The sequence below is a fragment of the Pseudomonas sp. CGJS7 genome, from assembly GCF_036961695.1.
Map to the genome: position 1 here is coordinate 29723 of NZ_JBAMDI010000023.1, position 15890 is coordinate 45612.

The 15890-nt window shown below is 66.6% G+C and carries 13 protein-coding genes; 11 read left to right on the plus strand and 2 right to left on the minus strand.

Going from position 1 to position 15890, the window contains the following annotated elements; genetic code table 11:
• Nucleotides 1-134: 134 nt before the first annotated feature.
• The 7 genes from V7787_RS16120 to V7787_RS16150 all read left to right on the plus strand — a co-directional run bounded on the left by V7787_RS16120 (nt 135) and on the right by V7787_RS16150 (nt 9112).
• Nucleotides 135-818: a TetR/AcrR family transcriptional regulator gene (locus V7787_RS16120; protein ID WP_336088615.1), complete on the plus strand. Its 684-nt coding sequence runs from the start codon at nt 135-137 to the stop codon at nt 816-818.
• On the plus strand, nt 815-1807 hold the full coding sequence (locus V7787_RS16125; protein ID WP_336088616.1) for an HlyD family secretion protein: 993 nt from the start codon (nt 815-817) through the stop codon (nt 1805-1807). The genes V7787_RS16120 and V7787_RS16125 overlap by 4 nt, the downstream gene beginning before the upstream one ends.
• Nucleotides 1808-1866: 59 nt before the next feature.
• The gene (locus V7787_RS16130) at nt 1867-2790 is read left to right on the plus strand and encodes an ABC transporter ATP-binding protein (RefSeq protein ID WP_336088617.1); all 924 of its coding nucleotides are present in this window, start codon (nt 1867-1869) and stop codon (nt 2788-2790) included.
• A complete protein-coding gene (locus tag V7787_RS16135) occupies nt 2787-3875 on the plus strand; it encodes an ABC transporter permease (RefSeq protein ID WP_336088618.1) in 1089 nt (362 codons plus the stop codon). Before V7787_RS16130 ends, V7787_RS16135 begins: the two co-directional genes overlap by 4 nt.
• 121 nt (nt 3876-3996) lie before the next feature.
• Nucleotides 3997-5667, plus strand: a complete 1671-nt coding sequence (locus tag V7787_RS16140) for an amidohydrolase (RefSeq protein WP_336088619.1) — start codon at nt 3997-3999, stop codon at nt 5665-5667.
• Between the two features lie 203 nt (nt 5668-5870).
• On the plus strand, nt 5871-7691 hold the full coding sequence (locus V7787_RS16145; RefSeq protein ID WP_336088620.1) for a DUF1800 domain-containing protein: 1821 nt from the start codon (nt 5871-5873) through the stop codon (nt 7689-7691).
• A gap of 23 nt (nt 7692-7714) precedes the next feature.
• Entirely contained in the window at nt 7715-9112 is a 1398-nt protein-coding gene (locus V7787_RS16150; RefSeq protein WP_336088621.1) for a DUF1501 domain-containing protein, read from the plus strand.
• A 526-nt stretch (nt 9113-9638) separates the two neighbouring features.
• Here V7787_RS16150 and V7787_RS16155 read toward each other — a convergent pair.
• Both V7787_RS16155 and miaB read right to left on the minus strand, forming a co-directional pair.
• Nucleotides 9639-10136, minus strand: a complete 498-nt coding sequence (locus V7787_RS16155) for a GNAT family N-acetyltransferase (protein ID WP_336088622.1) — start codon at nt 10134-10136, stop codon at nt 9639-9641.
• A 23-nt stretch (nt 10137-10159) separates the two neighbouring features.
• On the minus strand, nt 10160-11572 hold the full coding sequence (gene miaB / locus V7787_RS16160) for a tRNA (N6-isopentenyl adenosine(37)-C2)-methylthiotransferase MiaB (RefSeq protein WP_336088623.1): 1413 nt from the start codon (nt 11570-11572) through the stop codon (nt 10160-10162).
• A gap of 244 nt (nt 11573-11816) precedes the next feature.
• On the opposite strand from miaB, the gene V7787_RS16165 reads away from it, so the two are divergent.
• The 4 genes from V7787_RS16165 (at nt 11817) to V7787_RS16180 (ending at nt 15856) form a co-directional block, all read left to right on the plus strand.
• Nucleotides 11817-12827, plus strand: a complete 1011-nt coding sequence (locus V7787_RS16165) for a lytic transglycosylase domain-containing protein (protein WP_336088624.1) — start codon at nt 11817-11819, stop codon at nt 12825-12827.
• A gap of 388 nt (nt 12828-13215) precedes the next feature.
• A complete protein-coding gene (gene petA / locus V7787_RS16170; RefSeq protein WP_336088625.1) occupies nt 13216-13827 on the plus strand; it encodes a ubiquinol-cytochrome c reductase iron-sulfur subunit in 612 nt (203 codons plus the stop codon).
• A gap of 3 nt (nt 13828-13830) precedes the next feature.
• Nucleotides 13831-15090, plus strand: coding sequence for a cytochrome b (locus tag V7787_RS16175; RefSeq protein ID WP_442965315.1), 1260 nt, complete (start codon nt 13831-13833; stop codon nt 15088-15090).
• The gene (locus tag V7787_RS16180; RefSeq protein WP_336088626.1) at nt 15083-15856 is read left to right on the plus strand and encodes a cytochrome c1; all 774 of its coding nucleotides are present in this window, start codon (nt 15083-15085) and stop codon (nt 15854-15856) included. The genes V7787_RS16175 and V7787_RS16180 overlap by 8 nt, the downstream gene beginning before the upstream one ends.
• Nucleotides 15857-15890: the final 34 nt, after the last annotated feature.

The following is a 15890-nucleotide window of genomic DNA, read 5'->3' on the forward strand; positions in this document are numbered from 1 at the left end:
CGAGAGCGTTGAGGGCTGAAGGGGCAAGCCGATATCCCGTTAGCCCTTAAAGCGGGACATTCCAGGCGGGGCCAATACGACCGTCCGTCGGCCCGTCCTTGCGAACTAATTAATCATTGAATTAAATATGCCGCATGGACACCCCCAAACCCGCCCAACGCGGCCGCCCGCGCAAAACCCAGGCGCCCAAACGCGCCCCGGGCCGGCCGGCCGCGGCCGACAAGCCCGATCTGCGCGAGCGTCTGCTCGACGCCGCCATCGTCTGCTACGCCCGCCAGGGCATCGCCGCGACCTCGCTGCGCGCCATCGCCGCCGAGGCCGGGGTCAACCCGGCCTTGCTGCATTACTACTTCGGCGACAAGGAGCAACTGCAGGAGGCGGTCAGCAACGAACGCCTGCTGCCGGTGTTCCTGAGCCTGCGCGAAAGCGTGCTGGGGCAGGACGCCGACGTGTTCGATCTGATCGGCGGTTTCGTCGCCGGGGTCGGCCGGATCGTCGCCGAGCATCCGTGGCTGCCCTCGCTGTGGGTGCGCGAGGTGTTGTGCGAAGGCGGCGCGCTGCGCGAGAGCATCTTGTTCAAGAAGATCGGCCCGGTGCTGCCGCAGGCCTTGGCCAAGCGTTTCGCTCAAGCGCAGGCCGAGGGTCGGATCAACGCCGATCTGGACCCGCGCCTGCTGATGGTCAGCCTGATCGGCCTGACCTTGTTCCCGGCCGCCAGCGCGCCGATCTGGCGTTTCATGTTCGACGCCGAGGATCTGGATTTGGATGCCCAGCGCCGCCACGCGCTGGCCTTGCTCGATCGGGGGTTGATGCCATGAATCGCGGCTATCGAAAGACGGATGCGCGCGCCCGCGCGCGGCTCGCGGCGAAGTGGGCGGTCGCGCTCAGCGCGGTCTTGCTGAGCGGCTGCGGCGCCGACAAACCGCAAGCGCTGGGCACCTTGGAGTGGGACCGCGTGGCCTTGCCCGCGCCGGTCGCGGAAAAGATCGTGCGCATCGACGTGCGCGAAGGTCAGCGGATCAAGGCCGGCACGCGCGTGCTGCAATTGGAACTCGACCGCAGCCGTTCGCAACTGGACGCCGCGCAAGCGCAGGCCCGCCAATCGGCCGACGCGTTGGCCGAACTGGAAGCCGGCCCGCGCAGCGAAACCATCGCCCAGGCGCGCGCCAACCTCGCCGCCGCGCAGGCGCAGCAGCGCGATGCCGGCGCCTACTACGAGCGCGTGCAACCGCTGGGCCGGCGCCAACTCATCGCCGCGGCTGAAGTCGACCGCGCCCGCGCCGCCGCCGGCAACGCCCAGGCGCAAGTGCGCGCCGCGCAAGCGGCGTTGCTGGAACTAGAACACGGCACCCGCCGCGAACAGGTCGCCCAGGGCCGCGCCGCGCTCGCCGCCGCGCAAGCGCAGGCACAGGTGCAGCAGGTGAGTTTCGCCAAGCTCGATGTGGTGGCGCCGCGCGACGGCGTGGTCGACAGCCTGCCGTACAAGCTCGGCGATCAAGCGCCGATCGGCTCGCCGCTGGCGGTGATGCTGGTCGGCGCGCGGCCGTATGCGCGCGTGTACGTGCCCGAGCCCTTGCGCGCGGACGTGCGCGTGGGCACGCAGGCGACGGTCTACATCGAAGGCCGCGATCAAGCCTGGAGCGCACGCGTGCGCATGATCCGCAGCGAACCCAGCTTCACCCCGTACTACGCGCTGACCGGCGAAGACGCCGCGCGCCTGAGCTATCTGGCCGAAGTCGAACTGACCGACGCCAAAGCCGCCGATCTGCCGGCCGGTCTGCCGGTGCGGGCCGAGTTCGCGCCATGAGCGCCGCTGCGGCAGCGTCGGCGGATGCCGGCTCGGCACCGGCGATCAAAGCGCGCGGTATGAGCAAGCAATTCGGCGCACTGCGCGCGGTCGACCGGGTCGATCTGACCGTGCCGCGCGCCTGCGTGTACGGCTTCCTGGGGCCGAATGGTTCCGGCAAGTCCACCACCATCCGCATGCTGTGCGGCTTGCTCACGCCGACCGAGGGCCAGATCGAAGTGCTGGGCCTGGACATCCCCGAGCAGGCCGAACAACTGCGCCGGCGGATCGGTTACATGACCCAGAAATTCTCGCTGTTCGAAGACCTCAGCGTGCGCGAAAACCTGGAATTCCTGGCCGCGGTGCAGGAAATCCCCAAGGCCCGCGCACGCCAGCGCATCGATGAGCTGATCGAGCAATACCACTTCGGCGACCGCCAGAAACAACTGGCCGGCACCATGAGCGGCGGGCAAAAGCAGCGCCTGGCGCTGGCCGGCGCGGTGATCCATCAACCCGAGTTGTTGTTCCTGGACGAACCGACCAGCGCGGTCGATCCGGAGTCGCGCCGCGATTTCTGGGAGAAGTTGTTCGAACTCGCCGACGGCGGCACCACCTTGCTGGTGTCCACCCATTACATGGACGAAGCCGAACGCTGCCACCGCCTGGCGATCCTGGACCGCGGCGTGTTGGTCGCCGACGGAACGCCGGCCGAACTCACCGATGCCTTGGCCGGTCGCGCGGTCGAGGTGTTGGCGGCGCAGCCGCGCAAGGCGCAGCGCGCGCTGGTGTCGCTAGACGGCGTGCTCAGCGTCGCCCAGATCGGCAACAGCCTGCGGGTGTTGCTGGCCGACGCCGACGGCGCCGAGCGCGGCATCCAGCAAGCCTTGCGCGACGCCGGCCTGGACGCGGACGTGCGCAAGTCCAAACCGAATCTGGAAGACGTGTTCGTATCGGCCACGCGCGGGCGCGAACGGCCCACGCCGGTCGCGGAGGCAGGCGCATGAGACTGCAACGGCTGTGGGCGATCGTGCTCAAGGAAGTGCGGCAACTGCGCCGCGACCGCATCACCCTGGCGATGATCGTGATGATCCCGGTCGGGCAACTGGTGCTGTTCGGCTATGCGATCAATCTCAATCCGCGCGGCCTGACCGCGGCCATCGCCGATCAGTCCGGCACCGCCGCCTCGCGCGCGCTGGCGATGGACATGGTCGCCACCGGGGTGATCCGGCCGGTGGCCCAGGCCGATACCCCGCAGCAACTGGTCGAGATGCTGCGCCGCGGCGAGATCAGCGTCGGCGTCAACTTTCCGCCGGATTTCGAGCGCCGCCGCATCGACGGCCGCGAAGTCGCCCAGGTCATGGTCGACGGCAGCGACACGGTGGTGCAAAGCGCCGCCGCGCAACTGGCGCAATTGCCGATCGACAGCTCGGTGGCCGCGCCGCGCAAGACCGCGCCGATCGGCGTGGTCGCGTTCTACAACCCGCAGCGGCGCTCGCCGGTGAACATCGTGCCGGGCCTGATCGGGGTGATCCTGACCATGACCATGGTGATGTTCACCTCGGTGGCGATCGTGCGCGAACGCGAGCGCGGCAACATGGAACTGCTGATCACCACCCCGGTGAGCCGCACCGAGCTGATGATCGGCAAGGTGCTGCCGTATGCCTTGATCGGCCTGATCCAGACCAGCGTGGTGCTGCTGCTGGGGCTGTGGTTGTTCGATGTGCCGATCAAGGGCAGCGTGCTCGACGTCTACACCGCCGCGGTGCTGTTGATCCTGGCCAATCTGGCCCTGGGCCTGATGATTTCGACCAAGGCGGCCTCGCAGTTCCAGGCCATGCAGATGACCGTGTTCATTCTGCTGCCGTCGATCCTGCTGTCCGGCTTCATGTTCCCCTACGCCGGCATGCCGGTGGCGGCGCAATGGCTGGCCGAAGTGCTGCCGATGACCCACTTCCTGCGCTTGATCCGCGGGGTGATGCTGCGCGGGGCCAGCTTGTGGGAGCTGTGGCACGACGTGGCGTATCTGGTCGGTTTCATCGCGGTGATGATGACCCTGGCGGTGTCGCGCTTCAGCAAACGTCTGGATTGAGCATCGCCGTCGCGGCCGCCGCACTTGCGCGCGCGTGGGTCTTCTCGCACATTCGCCACTTTCGGACATCGCAGTCCGGCCAGGGAGAACGGGAATGCGGGTATCGCGGCGGTGGTCGGCGTTGGCTCTGATCTTGACCTTGGCGTGCGGCGGCGCATCGGCGCAGAAGCAGACCGTCGTGACCGCCGCGCGCGTGCACACCTTCGATCCGGCGCAACCGCGCGCGCAAGGCCTGGTGTTCGACGACACCGGCAAGATCGTCGCACTCGGCAGCCGCCTGGATCTGCTGCACTTGTATCCCACCGCCAAGCACATCGATCTGGGCGAGGCGACCATCGTCCCGGGCCTGATCGACGCGCATGCGCATGTGTTCGAACTGGGCGTCAATCAGCTGCAGGTCGATCTCACCGGCGCCCGCAGCAAAGCCGAAGCACTGCAGCGCCTGCGCGATTACGCGGGCAAGTTGCCGGCGGGGCAGTGGCTGATCGGCCACGGTTGGGACCAGAACGATTGGCTGGACCCGCGTTTCCCGGAAGCCGCCGATCTCGACGCCGAATTCCCGGATCGCCCGGTCTGGCTGCTGCGCGTCGACGGCCATGCCGGTTGGGCCAACACCGCGGCGATGCGCGCGGCCGGGCGCGAGCTGAGCGGGCAATGGCAGCCCGATGGCGGCCGCATCGTTCGCGACGATAAGGGCCGCGCGCTCGGCGTGTTCATCGACGATGCGATGATTCTGATCGAACACGCGCGCCCGCCGCTGGATCCGGCCGCGGTCGAACAAGCCCTGACCCTGGGCATGCGCGCCGCGGTCAAGTACGGCCTGACCGGCGTGCACGATGCCGGCGTCGATTTGAACACCCTGCGCGCGTACCAGCGCCTGGCCGATCGCGGCGAACTGCCGTTGCGGATCACCGCCTTCGCCGCCGGCGACGGCGACGCCCTGGAATCGCTGTGCAGCGCCGGTTTGTATCAGCACCCGTCCGGGCGGCTGAAGATGCGCACGGTCAAGCTGTACGCCGACGGCGCGCTCGGCAGCCGCGGCGCCGCGTTGCTGAAGGACTACAGCGACGAGCGCGGCAACCGCGGTCTGATGCGGATGTCGCCCGAAGCGATGGGCAAGGCGATCGCCAAGGCCGAACGCTGCGGCGTGCAGGTCGCCACCCATGCCATCGGCGATCGCGGCAATCGCGAGGTGCTGGATCTGTACGCCAAGGCGCTCGGTGCCGACGCGGCCAAGCGCGACCACCGCTGGCGGATCGAGCACGCGCAGATCCTGGCGCCGCAAGACCTGCCGCGGCTGGCGGGGTTGGGCGTGATCGCTTCGATGCAGCCGACCCACGCCACCAGCGACATGCCCTGGGCCGAGCAGCGCCTGGGCGAGTGGCGGATCAACGGCGCCTACGCCTGGCGGCAGTTGCGCGACAGCGGCGCGCGCCTGGCGCTGGGTTCGGACTTCCCGGTCGAATCGGCCGATCCGCGGCTGGGTTTGTATGCCGCGACCACCCGCAGCGACAGCGAAGGCAAGCCGGCCGGCGGCTGGCATCCGGAAGAAAAACTCACCGCGTTCGAAGCGCTGCGCGGCTTCACCCTGGACGCGGCGTATGCCGGCTTCGCCGAAAACGAAGTCGGCAGCCTGGCGCGCGGCAAGCGCGCGGACTTCGTGGTGTTGCGGCAAGACCCGTTGGCGCTGGACCCGCTGCAACTGTCGGCGCTGTCGGTGCTCGATACCTATGTCGATGGCGTACCGGTGCGATTGCCTGAGGCGAGCGTCGCGCCGCCGCGTTCTCACTGAAAGCAGCGAATCGACGGCGTCCGAGCGAACGCTGCGCAATCGCGATCACGCGGCGCCGATGACGATTGTCACCGGCGCGTGATTCCGTGATTGTCAATCCGGATTTAGTTGTGTTTCCAATTGAAAACGTGTCGTCAATCAAACTTCGCGACCTGAGCCGACCCTAGCATCGCCCCCTGAACAGCCAGCCTCGGGGGCCCGCAATGAAATCGACACTTCTACGCGCAGCGTGGATGGGCGCATCGCCGCGCCTGTTGTTAGTGCTTGGAATCTTTATCGCCATACGCAGCGTCACGCCGACGCCGGAGTACGGCGGCCCGTATCCGGGCGCGCCGGATCCGTTGCAACTGCGCGCCGATCGCAGCATCGGCGCCGCGCCTGTGGCGCGGGTCGCCGACATTCCCGCCACCGACGGCGAGGCCGCGCGTTTCCTGACCCAGGCCACGTTCGGTCCGACCCGCGAAGACATCGATCGGCTCAAGCAGATCGGTTACACCGCCTGGATCAACGAACAGGTCGGCTACCCGGTGTCTTCGCAGCTGACCTTTCTGAAGAACGCGGTCGCGCGCAAACCCGACGATTACAGCCGCGATTGGCGACTGGATGCGTGGTTCGTCAACGCCATCGGCGGCAAGGACCCGATCAAGCCGACCACCGTGCACCGCGACCAACTGCGTCAGCGGGTGGCGTTCGCGCTCAGCCAGATCATGGTGGTGTCCGACGCCACCAACGATCCGCTCTATCACGCGACCTACGGCACGACCCACTACTACGATACCTTGGCCCGCGACGCCTTCGGCAACTACCGCACCTTGCTGCAGGACGTGACCCTGCACCCGGTGATGGGCATGTATCTGTCGATGCTGCAGAACCGCAAGCCCGATCCGGTCAACAACATCCGTCCCGACGAAAATTTCGCGCGCGAAGTGATGCAGTTGTTCAGCGTCGGCCTGGTCCAGCTCAATCAGGACGGCACGCCGCTGCTCGACGCCGCGCAGCAGCCGATCCCGACCTACGGCCAGGAAACCGTGCGCGGTTTCGCCCACGTGTTCACCGGCTGGACCTTCAAGGGCTGCAAGGCCGAAGGTTCGTTCGACTGCTATTTCTACGACATCACCTCGCCGGCCTGGGTGTCGCCGATGGAGAACCACGCGGCGTATCACGCCTCGGCGCAAGACAAGCAACTGCTGATGTATCCGGGCGTGACCCTGCCGGCCGGCAAGCTCGCCCGCGGCGGCACCGGCGCCAGCGATATGGCCGCGGCGATGGACAATATCTTCAACCATCCCAATGTCGGCCCGTTCATCGGCAAGCAGTTGATTCAGCGGCTGGTGACCAGCAATCCCACGCCGGCCTACGTCGGCCGCGTCGCGGCGGCGTTCAACAACAACGGCCAGGGCGTGCGCGGCGATTTGCGCGCGGTGGTGACCGCGATCCTGCTCGATCCCGAAGCGCGCGATCCGGCCGCGCAGCCGGCGCATTTCGGCAAGGTGCGCGAACCGTTGCTGCGTCTGACCCATCTGTGGCGCGCGCTCAAGGGCAAGTCCAAGAGCGGGCACACCCAGGAGTTCTGGAGCGTCGACAACTACCTCGGCCAGGTGCCGATGTACGCGCCGTCGGTGTTCAACTTCTACAGCCCGCGCTACACGCCCGGCGGCGAGCCGCAGAACCTGGGGCTGGTGGCGCCGGAGCTGCAGTTGGCGACCGACTACATGATGCCGGCCAACGAAAGTTATCTGATGCGCAAGATCTTCGATTCCTACGTCGGCAATCCCGAGGGAGTCGCCGACGACGACGTCGTGATCGACCTCAGCGCGGAGGTGGCGCTGGCCAACAACATTCCCGCGTTGATCGCGCGTTACGACGCATTGTTCCTGTCCGGGCAGATGACCGATCAGATGAAGCAAGTGCTGACCCAGCGGTTGAGCGGCATGGCCGCCAACTCCACCGCGGCCAAGCGGCTGCGGGTGCAGGAGGCGCTGTACATCATCATCAATTCGCCCGAATACATCGTGCAGAAGTAAGCAGGAATACGGAGAGAACACTCATGAAACGTCGGCAATTCCTGACTAACTCGATCTGCGCCGCGCTCGGCGGCGCCGGGCTGTATACCGCGCTCGGCAATCTGCGCATGGTCGAAGCGGCCGCCAACGCCTACGGGCCGCAGCGCTTCGACGACTACAAGGCCCTGGTCTGCGTGTTCCTGTTCGGCGGCAACGATTCGCTGAACATGATCGTGCCGCGCGACGACGGACACTATCAGCAATACCGCAGGGCGCGCGCGACCTTGGCGGTGGAGCAAAGCAACTTGCTGCCGTTGATCGCGCAACCCGGCGGCGGCGCTTCGGACGGCGCCGACTATGGTTTTCAGGCCTGCACCACCAGTGAGGACTTGATCGGCATGGGCGGGTTGCAAGGCCTGTTCAACAGCGGGCAGGCGGCGGTGCTGGGCAACGTCGGCACCTTGATCCGGCCGACCAGCAAGACCGACTACATCAACCAGCGAGTCGAGCTGCCGCCGCAATTGTTCTCGCACAACGATCAGCAACAGTACTGGCAGGTCTCGCGCACCGGCGTGGGGCGCGGCTACGGTTGGGCCGGACACATCGCCGACCTGCTGCGCGACGCCAATCCCGACGCTTTCATTCCGATGTCGGTGTCGTTGAACACCGAGAGCGTGTTGCAGCGCGCGAGCCAGTCCAGCCAGTACGTGATCGGCAACGACGGCCCGCGCGAGTTCAGCCGTTTCGAATGGGATGCCGACAGCCGCCGCGCCTTCCTGGAGCTGATGGCGCCCGGCGCGCAGCAGCACGTGTTCGGACGCAGCTATGCCGGCGCGTTCCGCCGCGCGCGCGAGAACGCCTCGGCGGTGGCCACCGCGCTGGAATCTTCCGGGCCGTTGCAGACTGCGTTCCCGGATTCGGACCTGGGCACCCAGTTGAAGATGGTGGCGAGGCTGATCAAGGTGCGCCAGGTGCTGGGGCTGAAGCGGCAGGTGTTCTTCGTGTCGATGGGCGGATTCGACCATCACGACGGCTTGCTCAACGACCAGCCGGGGTTGCTGGCGCGGGTGTCGCAGGCGATGACCGCGTTCCATGCCGCCACCGCCGAGTTGGGCGTGGCCGACAAGGTCACCTCGTTCACCGCCTCGGATTTCGGCCGCACCTTGTCGTCCAACGGCGACGGTTCCGATCACGGTTGGGGCGGGCATCACCTCATCGTCGGCGGCGCGGTCCGCGGCGGCCGGTTCTACGGCACGATGCCGACCTTGATCAACGGCGGCGACGACGACGCGGGCTGGGGTCAGATCATTCCGACCACGCCGGTGGATTTGTACGCGGCGACCTTGGCCAAGTGGTTCGGGGTGGGCGATTCGGAGCTGGATTTGATCTTCCCGAATCTGCCGAACTTCAATCCGCGGCGGGATTTGGGGTTCATGGGGTGAGTGCGGGCGCTTGCGGGCCGATGGCTCGCGGGTGCGCGAATGCCGGGGCGCCCAGCGCCCTGGCGGGCTGTTGGGGCCTTCAGCGGGATCTCTCCAGAACGTCATTCCCGCGAAGGCGGGAATCCAGAGACTTCAGCGCCATGCATCCAGGTCGTCATTCCCGCGAAAGCGGGAATCCAGCGACTTCAAGCGTTCTCGCACGAAAGGCACTGGATTCCCGCCTTCGCGGGAATGACGGTAGGTAGGTGTGCGGCTTCTTGTCGCACGCGCTCAAGGCAGAAGCAAAAGCCTGAGCCTCAAGCCTTCAGCGCCATCGCTCCAGAACGTCATTCCCGCGAAGGCGGGAATCCAGAGACTTCAGCGTCATCCATCCAGATCGTCATTCCCGCGAACGCGGGAATCCAGCGACTTCAAACGTTCTCGCACGAAAGGCACTGGATTCCCGCGTTCGCGGGAATGACGGTAGGGGGGGTACGCTGTTGCTGGCTTCGGCTTCGAATTGAAGCAGGGACCGGAACCTCGCTGCTCAAAGCATCCGATGCATCACCAACACATCCACCAGCCCCAGGCTGACATGCCGGAACGCCCCAGGCACCCGGCCGACGATGTCGAACCCGTGCTTCTGCCACAGATGCACCGCCGCGGCGTTGCTGCTGACCACGTAGTTGAACTGCATCGCCACGAACCCGGCCTTGCGCGCCTGGGCCAGCGAGTGGTCGCACATGACCGAGCCCACGCCTTGCCCCCAGGCGCGCTCGGCGACCATGTAGCTGGCGTTGGCGACGTGGTCGCCGCGGCCGGGCTGGTTGGGGCCGAGTTTGTAGCAGCCCAGGGTCTCGCCGGTGTCGGCTTCGGCGATGAAGGTGCGGTACGGCGGCGAGGTCCACATCGTCCGCGCGCGCTGCATCGATAGATCGGCCGGGTAGTTGTAACTCTCGCCGCGCGCGAGCACTTCGCGGAAAATCGGCCACACGCGCTCGAATTCGTCGGGGCCGATTTCGCGGATGAGGAAGTCGCGATCCATGCGGGGTTCCTTGTTTCGAAAAGTCAGGAGACGGCCCGATCGTCGCTCAGCAAGACCCGTCCGCGCAAGGAATTGGACAGCGCCTCGGTGATGGTCACCTCGACGAACTGGCCGATCAGGCGCTGCGGCGCGGGGAAATTCACCGAACGCATGTTCTCGGTCTTGCCGGTGAGTTCGTTGGGATCCTTGCGCGAGGGGCCCTCGACCAGCACCCGCTGGACGCTGCCGACCATGGCCTGGGAGATGCGCATGGAGTTGGCGTTGATGGTCGCCTGCAAACGCGACAGGCGCGCATGCTTTTCGGCGTCGCTGACGCTGTCTTCCAGGTCGGCGGCCGGGGTGCCGGGGCGGCGCGAATAGATGAACGAGAACGATTGGTCGAAGCCGACGTCCTCGATCAGCTTCATGGTCTTCTCGAAATCCGCCTCGGTCTCGCCGGGGAAGCCGACGATGAAGTCCGAGGAGATCGAAATGTCCGGACGCACCGCGCGCAGCTTGCGGATCTTCTGCTTGAATTCCAGCGCGGTGTAGCCGCGCTTCATCGCCGCCAGGATCCGGTCGCTGCCGGCCTGGACCGGCAGGTGCAGATAGTTGGCCAACTGCGGCACGTCGCGGTAGGCCTCCACCAGCGAGTCGCTGAATTCCAGCGGGTGCGAGGTGGTGAAGCGGATCCGGTCGACGCCGTCGATCTCGGCGATGGTGCGGATCAGCAGGCCCAGGTCGGCGACTTCGCCGTCCTCGCCGTACGGCCCGCGGTAGGCGTTGACGTTCTGGCCGAGCAGATTGACCTCGCGCACGCCTTGCGCGGCCAGCTGCGCCACTTCCACCAGCACGTCCTCGAACGGCCGGCTGACTTCTTCGCCGCGGGTGTAGGGCACCACGCAGAACGAGCAGTACTTGCTGCAGCCTTCCATGATCGAGACGAACGCGCTGGGGCCTTCGGCGCGCGGCTCGGGCAGGCGGTCGAACTTTTCGATCTCCGGAAAGCTGATGTCGACCTGTGGCTGGCCGGTTTCGCGCTTGGCCCGGATCAGCTCGGGCAGGCGGTGCAGGGTCTGCGGGCCGAACACCAGATCGACGTAGGGCGCGCGCTTGACGATGGCCGCGCCTTCCTGCGAAGCGACGCAGCCGCCGACGCCGATGATGACCGGGCGGTCGCCCTGCTTGTGCTGTTTCCAGCGGCCGAGCTGGCTGAACACCTTTTCCTGGGCCTTCTCGCGGATCGAGCAGGTGTTGATCAGGATGACGTCGGCCTCGGCCGCGTCGTTGGTGAGTTCCAGACCGTCGCTGGCGGCGAGCACGTCGGCCATCTTGGCCGAGTCGTACTCGTTCATCTGGCAACCGTGGGTCTCGATGAACAGCTTCTTGGCGCCGGGCCGGGACGGCTGGGCGGCGCCCGCGGCGGGTGCCGTGGGCAGAGGGTGCAGGTCGGTCATGGCGGTCCGGGTCCGGGAGGGGCGGTGGTTAATCCGCGCCGGAGTGGCTAGGGGGGGGCGAGGAGTGAGCTGAGAGGAGTGAGGAGTGAGCAAAGGCACGCGCCTTCCGCTTTTACTCACTCCTCACTCCTCTCAGCTCACTCCTCGCCCCAGTATAGCCGCCGGTCGTTCCAAGCCGCGGCCGCGGTCACGTTTCCGGATCAAGGACTTGGCAGCGCCGGCCGGGCGGGGGACACTCCCGCCGATGAGGGGGAGCGCACTGATTCTGGGGATCGTCTGCCTGCTGGCGTTGGCGCCGGCGGTGGCGGGCACCGTTTGGAAGTGCGAGACCGCCAGCGGCGAGCGCAGCTACGTCAGCAAGAAGGTCAAGGGCGCCAAGTGCGTGGTCGCCAGCCAGTACACCGCGGCGGCCAAGCGGATGCGCAATCCGACCCCGGTCTCGTACGCGCCGCCGGCACCGGCGGTGGGCGCGCTGACCGCCCGCACCGATGTCGCCGGGGTGCCGGCCTCGATCCACAACAATCCGCCGGCCACCTTTAATGGTGCGGCCGCGGCGATGGCGGCGGGCGGTTTGAAGCCGACCCTGCCCGCGGCCGGCGCGCCGGTCGAAACCTCGGCCGCGGCGCCCGCGCCGGTGGCCGCGGGCGCGCCGATCCGCCAGCCCGCGCCGACCCGGCTGGTGCAAGGGCAGGTTTATTCGTATGTCCAGGACGGCGTTCGCCACTACACCAGCAAGCGCCCCAAGGGCCTGGCCAGCGCCACCGCGGTGCGCACCATCCGCTACAGCTTCATCGAGACCTGCTTCGCCTGCATGGCCCAGCCCGGGGTCAACTTCGGCACCCTGCGGCTGAACACGGCGGCGTACTCGGCCGAGATCGCCGCGGCGGCGCGCCAGCACGGGGTCGAGGAGGCGATCGTGCGCGCGATCATCCACGCCGAATCGGCCTACAACCCCAACGCGCTGTCGCGGGTGGGCGCGCAGGGGCTGATGCAGCTGATGCCGGCGACGGCGCGGCGGTTCGGCGTCGGCAACGCCTTCGACGCCAATCAGAACATCCAGGGCGGGGTGCAGTATCTGGCCTGGCTGCTCAAGCGTTTCAACGGCGATCTGACCCTGGCCGCGGCCGGCTATAACGCCGGCGAGGGCGCGGTCGACAAGTACCGCGGCGTGCCGCCGTATTCGGAAACCCAGCGCTACGTGCAGCGCGTGGCGGTGTTGGCGCAGCGCTACCGCTCGGCGGTGGTGGCGCGTTGAACGCCGGCGGTCGGGCCTTGGCCTGATCTGCAGCGGTTCGCGCTGGCGACAGCGTTGTCTTGCCGGGGGCGGGGAATCGGCGCAATCCCGAAGGTCGGGCCGGCGGTCGACGGGCTCACAGCGTCCTTCTTTCCCACCTCCCAAGCCCTAAGCCGCCGCTGCGGCCGCGCCGAAGCCGGCAAAACAAGGCTTGCGGTGGGCGAGGGCCGCGCCCCGGGCGCACCGTGTCGGCAATTTGCAATAGCGCGGATTGTCGCGCCCTTAACGGTTCCGCTACACTTCCCCGTCTTTTGAGCCGCCAGCCTTTCGCCAGTGGTTGTGTTTGGTTAGCCAATGGTTCCGGGTAGTGCGGCGTTAACTTCGAATTGCAGCTTTCGCGGAGTGCCGGATGGCCAACCAAGGGGTCCACGATCCTATTAACACGGGCCGACGTCGGTTCCTGACCGCGACCACGGCAGTGGTCGGCGCGGTCGGAGCCGGCTTTGCAGCGGTGCCCTTCATCAAGTCCTGGAATCCCAGCGCGCGCGCCAAGCTCGCCGGCGCTCCGGTGACCGCCGACATCAGCGCCCTGGCCGAAGGCCAGCGTCTGGTTCTGGAGTGGCGCGGTCAGCCGATCTGGATCGTCAAGCGCTCGGAGGCCATCCTCAAGGCGTTGCCGACCCTGGACGGCCACCTGCGCGATCCCAAGTCCGAAAACAAGGACCAGCAGCCCGCCTACATCCACGGCGAGCTGCGTTCGATCAAGCCGAACATCTCGGTGCTGGTCGGCCTGTGCACCCACCTGGGCTGCTCGCCGGAAATGAAGGCGGAAATCCGCCCCGAACCGTTCGATCCGGAATGGAAGGGCGGCTACTTCTGCCCCTGCCACAAGTCGCGCTTCGACATGGCCGGCCGCGTGTTCCAGGGCGTGCCCGCGCCGACCAACCTGCTGGTGCCTCCGCACCACTACGAGAACGACAACACGATCGTGATCGGCGTCGATCCGGCGAAGGGGGCATAAGCCATGGCCAACATCCTGACTCGTACCGCCAACAACGTCTTCGATTGGGTCACCGCTCGCGCGCCCGGCATGATGCCGGTCTATCGCAAGCACATGACCGAGTACTACGCGCCGAAGAACTTCAACCTCTGGTACTACTTCGGCTCGCTCGCGCTGCTGGTGCTGGTCAACCAGATCGTCACCGGCATCTTCCTGACGATGCACTTCAAGCCGTCCGCGGCCGAAGCGTTCTCGTCGGTCGAATACATCATGCGCGACGTGGAGTGGGGCTGGCTGATCCGCTACATGCACTCCACCGGCGCATCGCTGTTCTTCATCGTCGTCTACCTGCACATGTTCCGCGGCCTGCTGTACGGCTCGTACCAGAAGCCGCGCGAGCTGGTGTGGATCCTGGGCATGCTGATCTATCTGGTGCTGATGGCCGAAGCCTTCATGGGCTACGTGCTGCCGTGGGGCCAGATGTCGTTCTGGGGCGCCAAGGTCATCATCTCGCTGTTCGGCGCCATCCCGGTGATCGGCAACGGCCTGACCGAGTGGATCATGGGCGACTACCTGCCTGGCGACGCCACCCTCAACCGCTTCTTCGCCCTGCACGTGATCGCGCTGCCGCTGGTGCTGTTGCTGCTGGTGGTGCTGCACCTGGGCGCGCTGCACGAAGTCGGTTCCAACAACCCCGACGGCGTGGACATCAAGTACGGCCCGAAGGGCAACCGCTGGGATCCGAACAAGCCCGCCGACGGCATTCCGTTCCACCCGTACTACACGGTCAAGGACCTGGTCGGCGTCGGTTTCTTCCTGATCCTGGCCGCCTTCATCATCTTCTTCGCTCCGGCGATGGGCGGCTGGTTCCTGGAACACGACAACTTCACCGAGGCCAACCGCCTGGTGACGCCTGAGCACATCAAGCCGGTCTGGTACTACACCCCGTACTACGCGATGTTGCGGGTGATCCCGCACAAGCTGTCGGGCGTGCTGGTGATGTTCGCGGCGATCGCGATCCTGTTCCTGGTGCCGTGGCTGGACCGCTGCAAGGTCAAGTCGGTGCGGTACCGCGGCGTGATCAGCAAGTTCATGCTGATGATGCTGGCGGTGTGCTTCATCTGGCTGGGCAAGATCGGCGCCGGCCCGGGTACCGACCCGGTCGAAACCATCATCGGCCGTGTGCTGACCTTCCTGTACTTCGCCTTCTTCATCACCATGCCGCTGTGGACCAAGATCGACAAGACCAAGCCGGTGCCTGCCCGGGTGACGATGCATGACTAAGAACAGCCAGCCTCTCGGGAAAACCCGCATCGTGAAGAAGCTCGCCACTTTCGCCGCCGGCCTGCTCGTGTCGGTCACCGCCTACGCTTCCGGCGGCGGCGCGCTGTTGCAGTCGGGCACCGATCTGAACGATCGCGCCTCGCTGCAGCGCGGCGCCCAGCTGTACATGAACTACTGCTCGGGCTGCCACTCGCTCAAGTACCTGCGCTACTCGCGCATGGCCGAGGACCTGGGCCTGACCGAAGACGAGGTGATGAACAACCTCAACTTCACCGGCGCCAAGTTCGGCGAGCAGATCCAGGTCAACCTGACCCCGGAACACGCCAATCAGTGGTTCGGCAAGATGCCGCCGGACCTGAGCCTGATCACCCGCGTGCGCGGCAGCGACTGGGTCTACACCTACCTCAACCAGTTCTACCTGGATGAGTCGCGTCCGCTGGGCTGGAACAACAAGCTGTTCCCGAACGCCTCCATGCCCAACCCGCTGTGGGAGCTGCAGGGCCTGCAGCACGCCGAGTTCGGCGAGCCGGACAAGGCCACCGGCGAGCGTCCGGTGCACGGGCTCAGCGTGACCCAGCCCGGCAAGCTCGACGCCGAAGGCTTCAAGACCGCGACCCGCGATATCACCACCTTCCTCGAGTACGCCGGCGAGCCGGCCGCCCTCAAGCGTCAGAGTCTCGGCGTTTGGGTGATCCTGTTCCTGGCGTTGTTCACCTTCATCGCGTATCTGTTGAAGACCGAGTACTGGCGCGACGTGGAGCATTGATGTCGTCCGACTGGAAAACCCGCGCCATCGGCGC

Coding starts and splice junctions, on each gene's coding strand:
- V7787_RS16155 (WP_336088622.1), bottom strand. CDS start 10,136: ATGGATCGCGACTTCCTCATCCGCGAAATCGGCCCCGACGAATTCGAG.
- V7787_RS16165 (WP_336088624.1), top strand. CDS start 11,817: ATGAGGGGGAGCGCACTGATTCTGGGGATCGTCTGCCTGCTGGCGTTG.
- petA (WP_336088625.1), top strand. CDS start 13,216: ATGGCCAACCAAGGGGTCCACGATCCTATTAACACGGGCCGACGTCGG.
- V7787_RS16180 (WP_336088626.1), top strand. CDS start 15,083: ATGACTAAGAACAGCCAGCCTCTCGGGAAAACCCGCATCGTGAAGAAG.
- V7787_RS16120 (WP_336088615.1), top strand. CDS start 135: ATGGACACCCCCAAACCCGCCCAACGCGGCCGCCCGCGCAAAACCCAG.
- V7787_RS16125 (WP_336088616.1), top strand. CDS start 815: ATGAATCGCGGCTATCGAAAGACGGATGCGCGCGCCCGCGCGCGGCTC.
- V7787_RS16130 (WP_336088617.1), top strand. CDS start 1,867: ATGAGCAAGCAATTCGGCGCACTGCGCGCGGTCGACCGGGTCGATCTG.
- V7787_RS16175 (WP_442965315.1), top strand. CDS start 13,831: ATGGCCAACATCCTGACTCGTACCGCCAACAACGTCTTCGATTGGGTC.
- V7787_RS16135 (WP_336088618.1), top strand. CDS start 2,787: ATGAGACTGCAACGGCTGTGGGCGATCGTGCTCAAGGAAGTGCGGCAA.
- V7787_RS16145 (WP_336088620.1), top strand. CDS start 5,871: ATGAAATCGACACTTCTACGCGCAGCGTGGATGGGCGCATCGCCGCGC.
- miaB (WP_336088623.1), bottom strand. CDS start 11,572: ATGACCGACCTGCACCCTCTGCCCACGGCACCCGCCGCGGGCGCCGCC.
- V7787_RS16150 (WP_336088621.1), top strand. CDS start 7,715: ATGAAACGTCGGCAATTCCTGACTAACTCGATCTGCGCCGCGCTCGGC.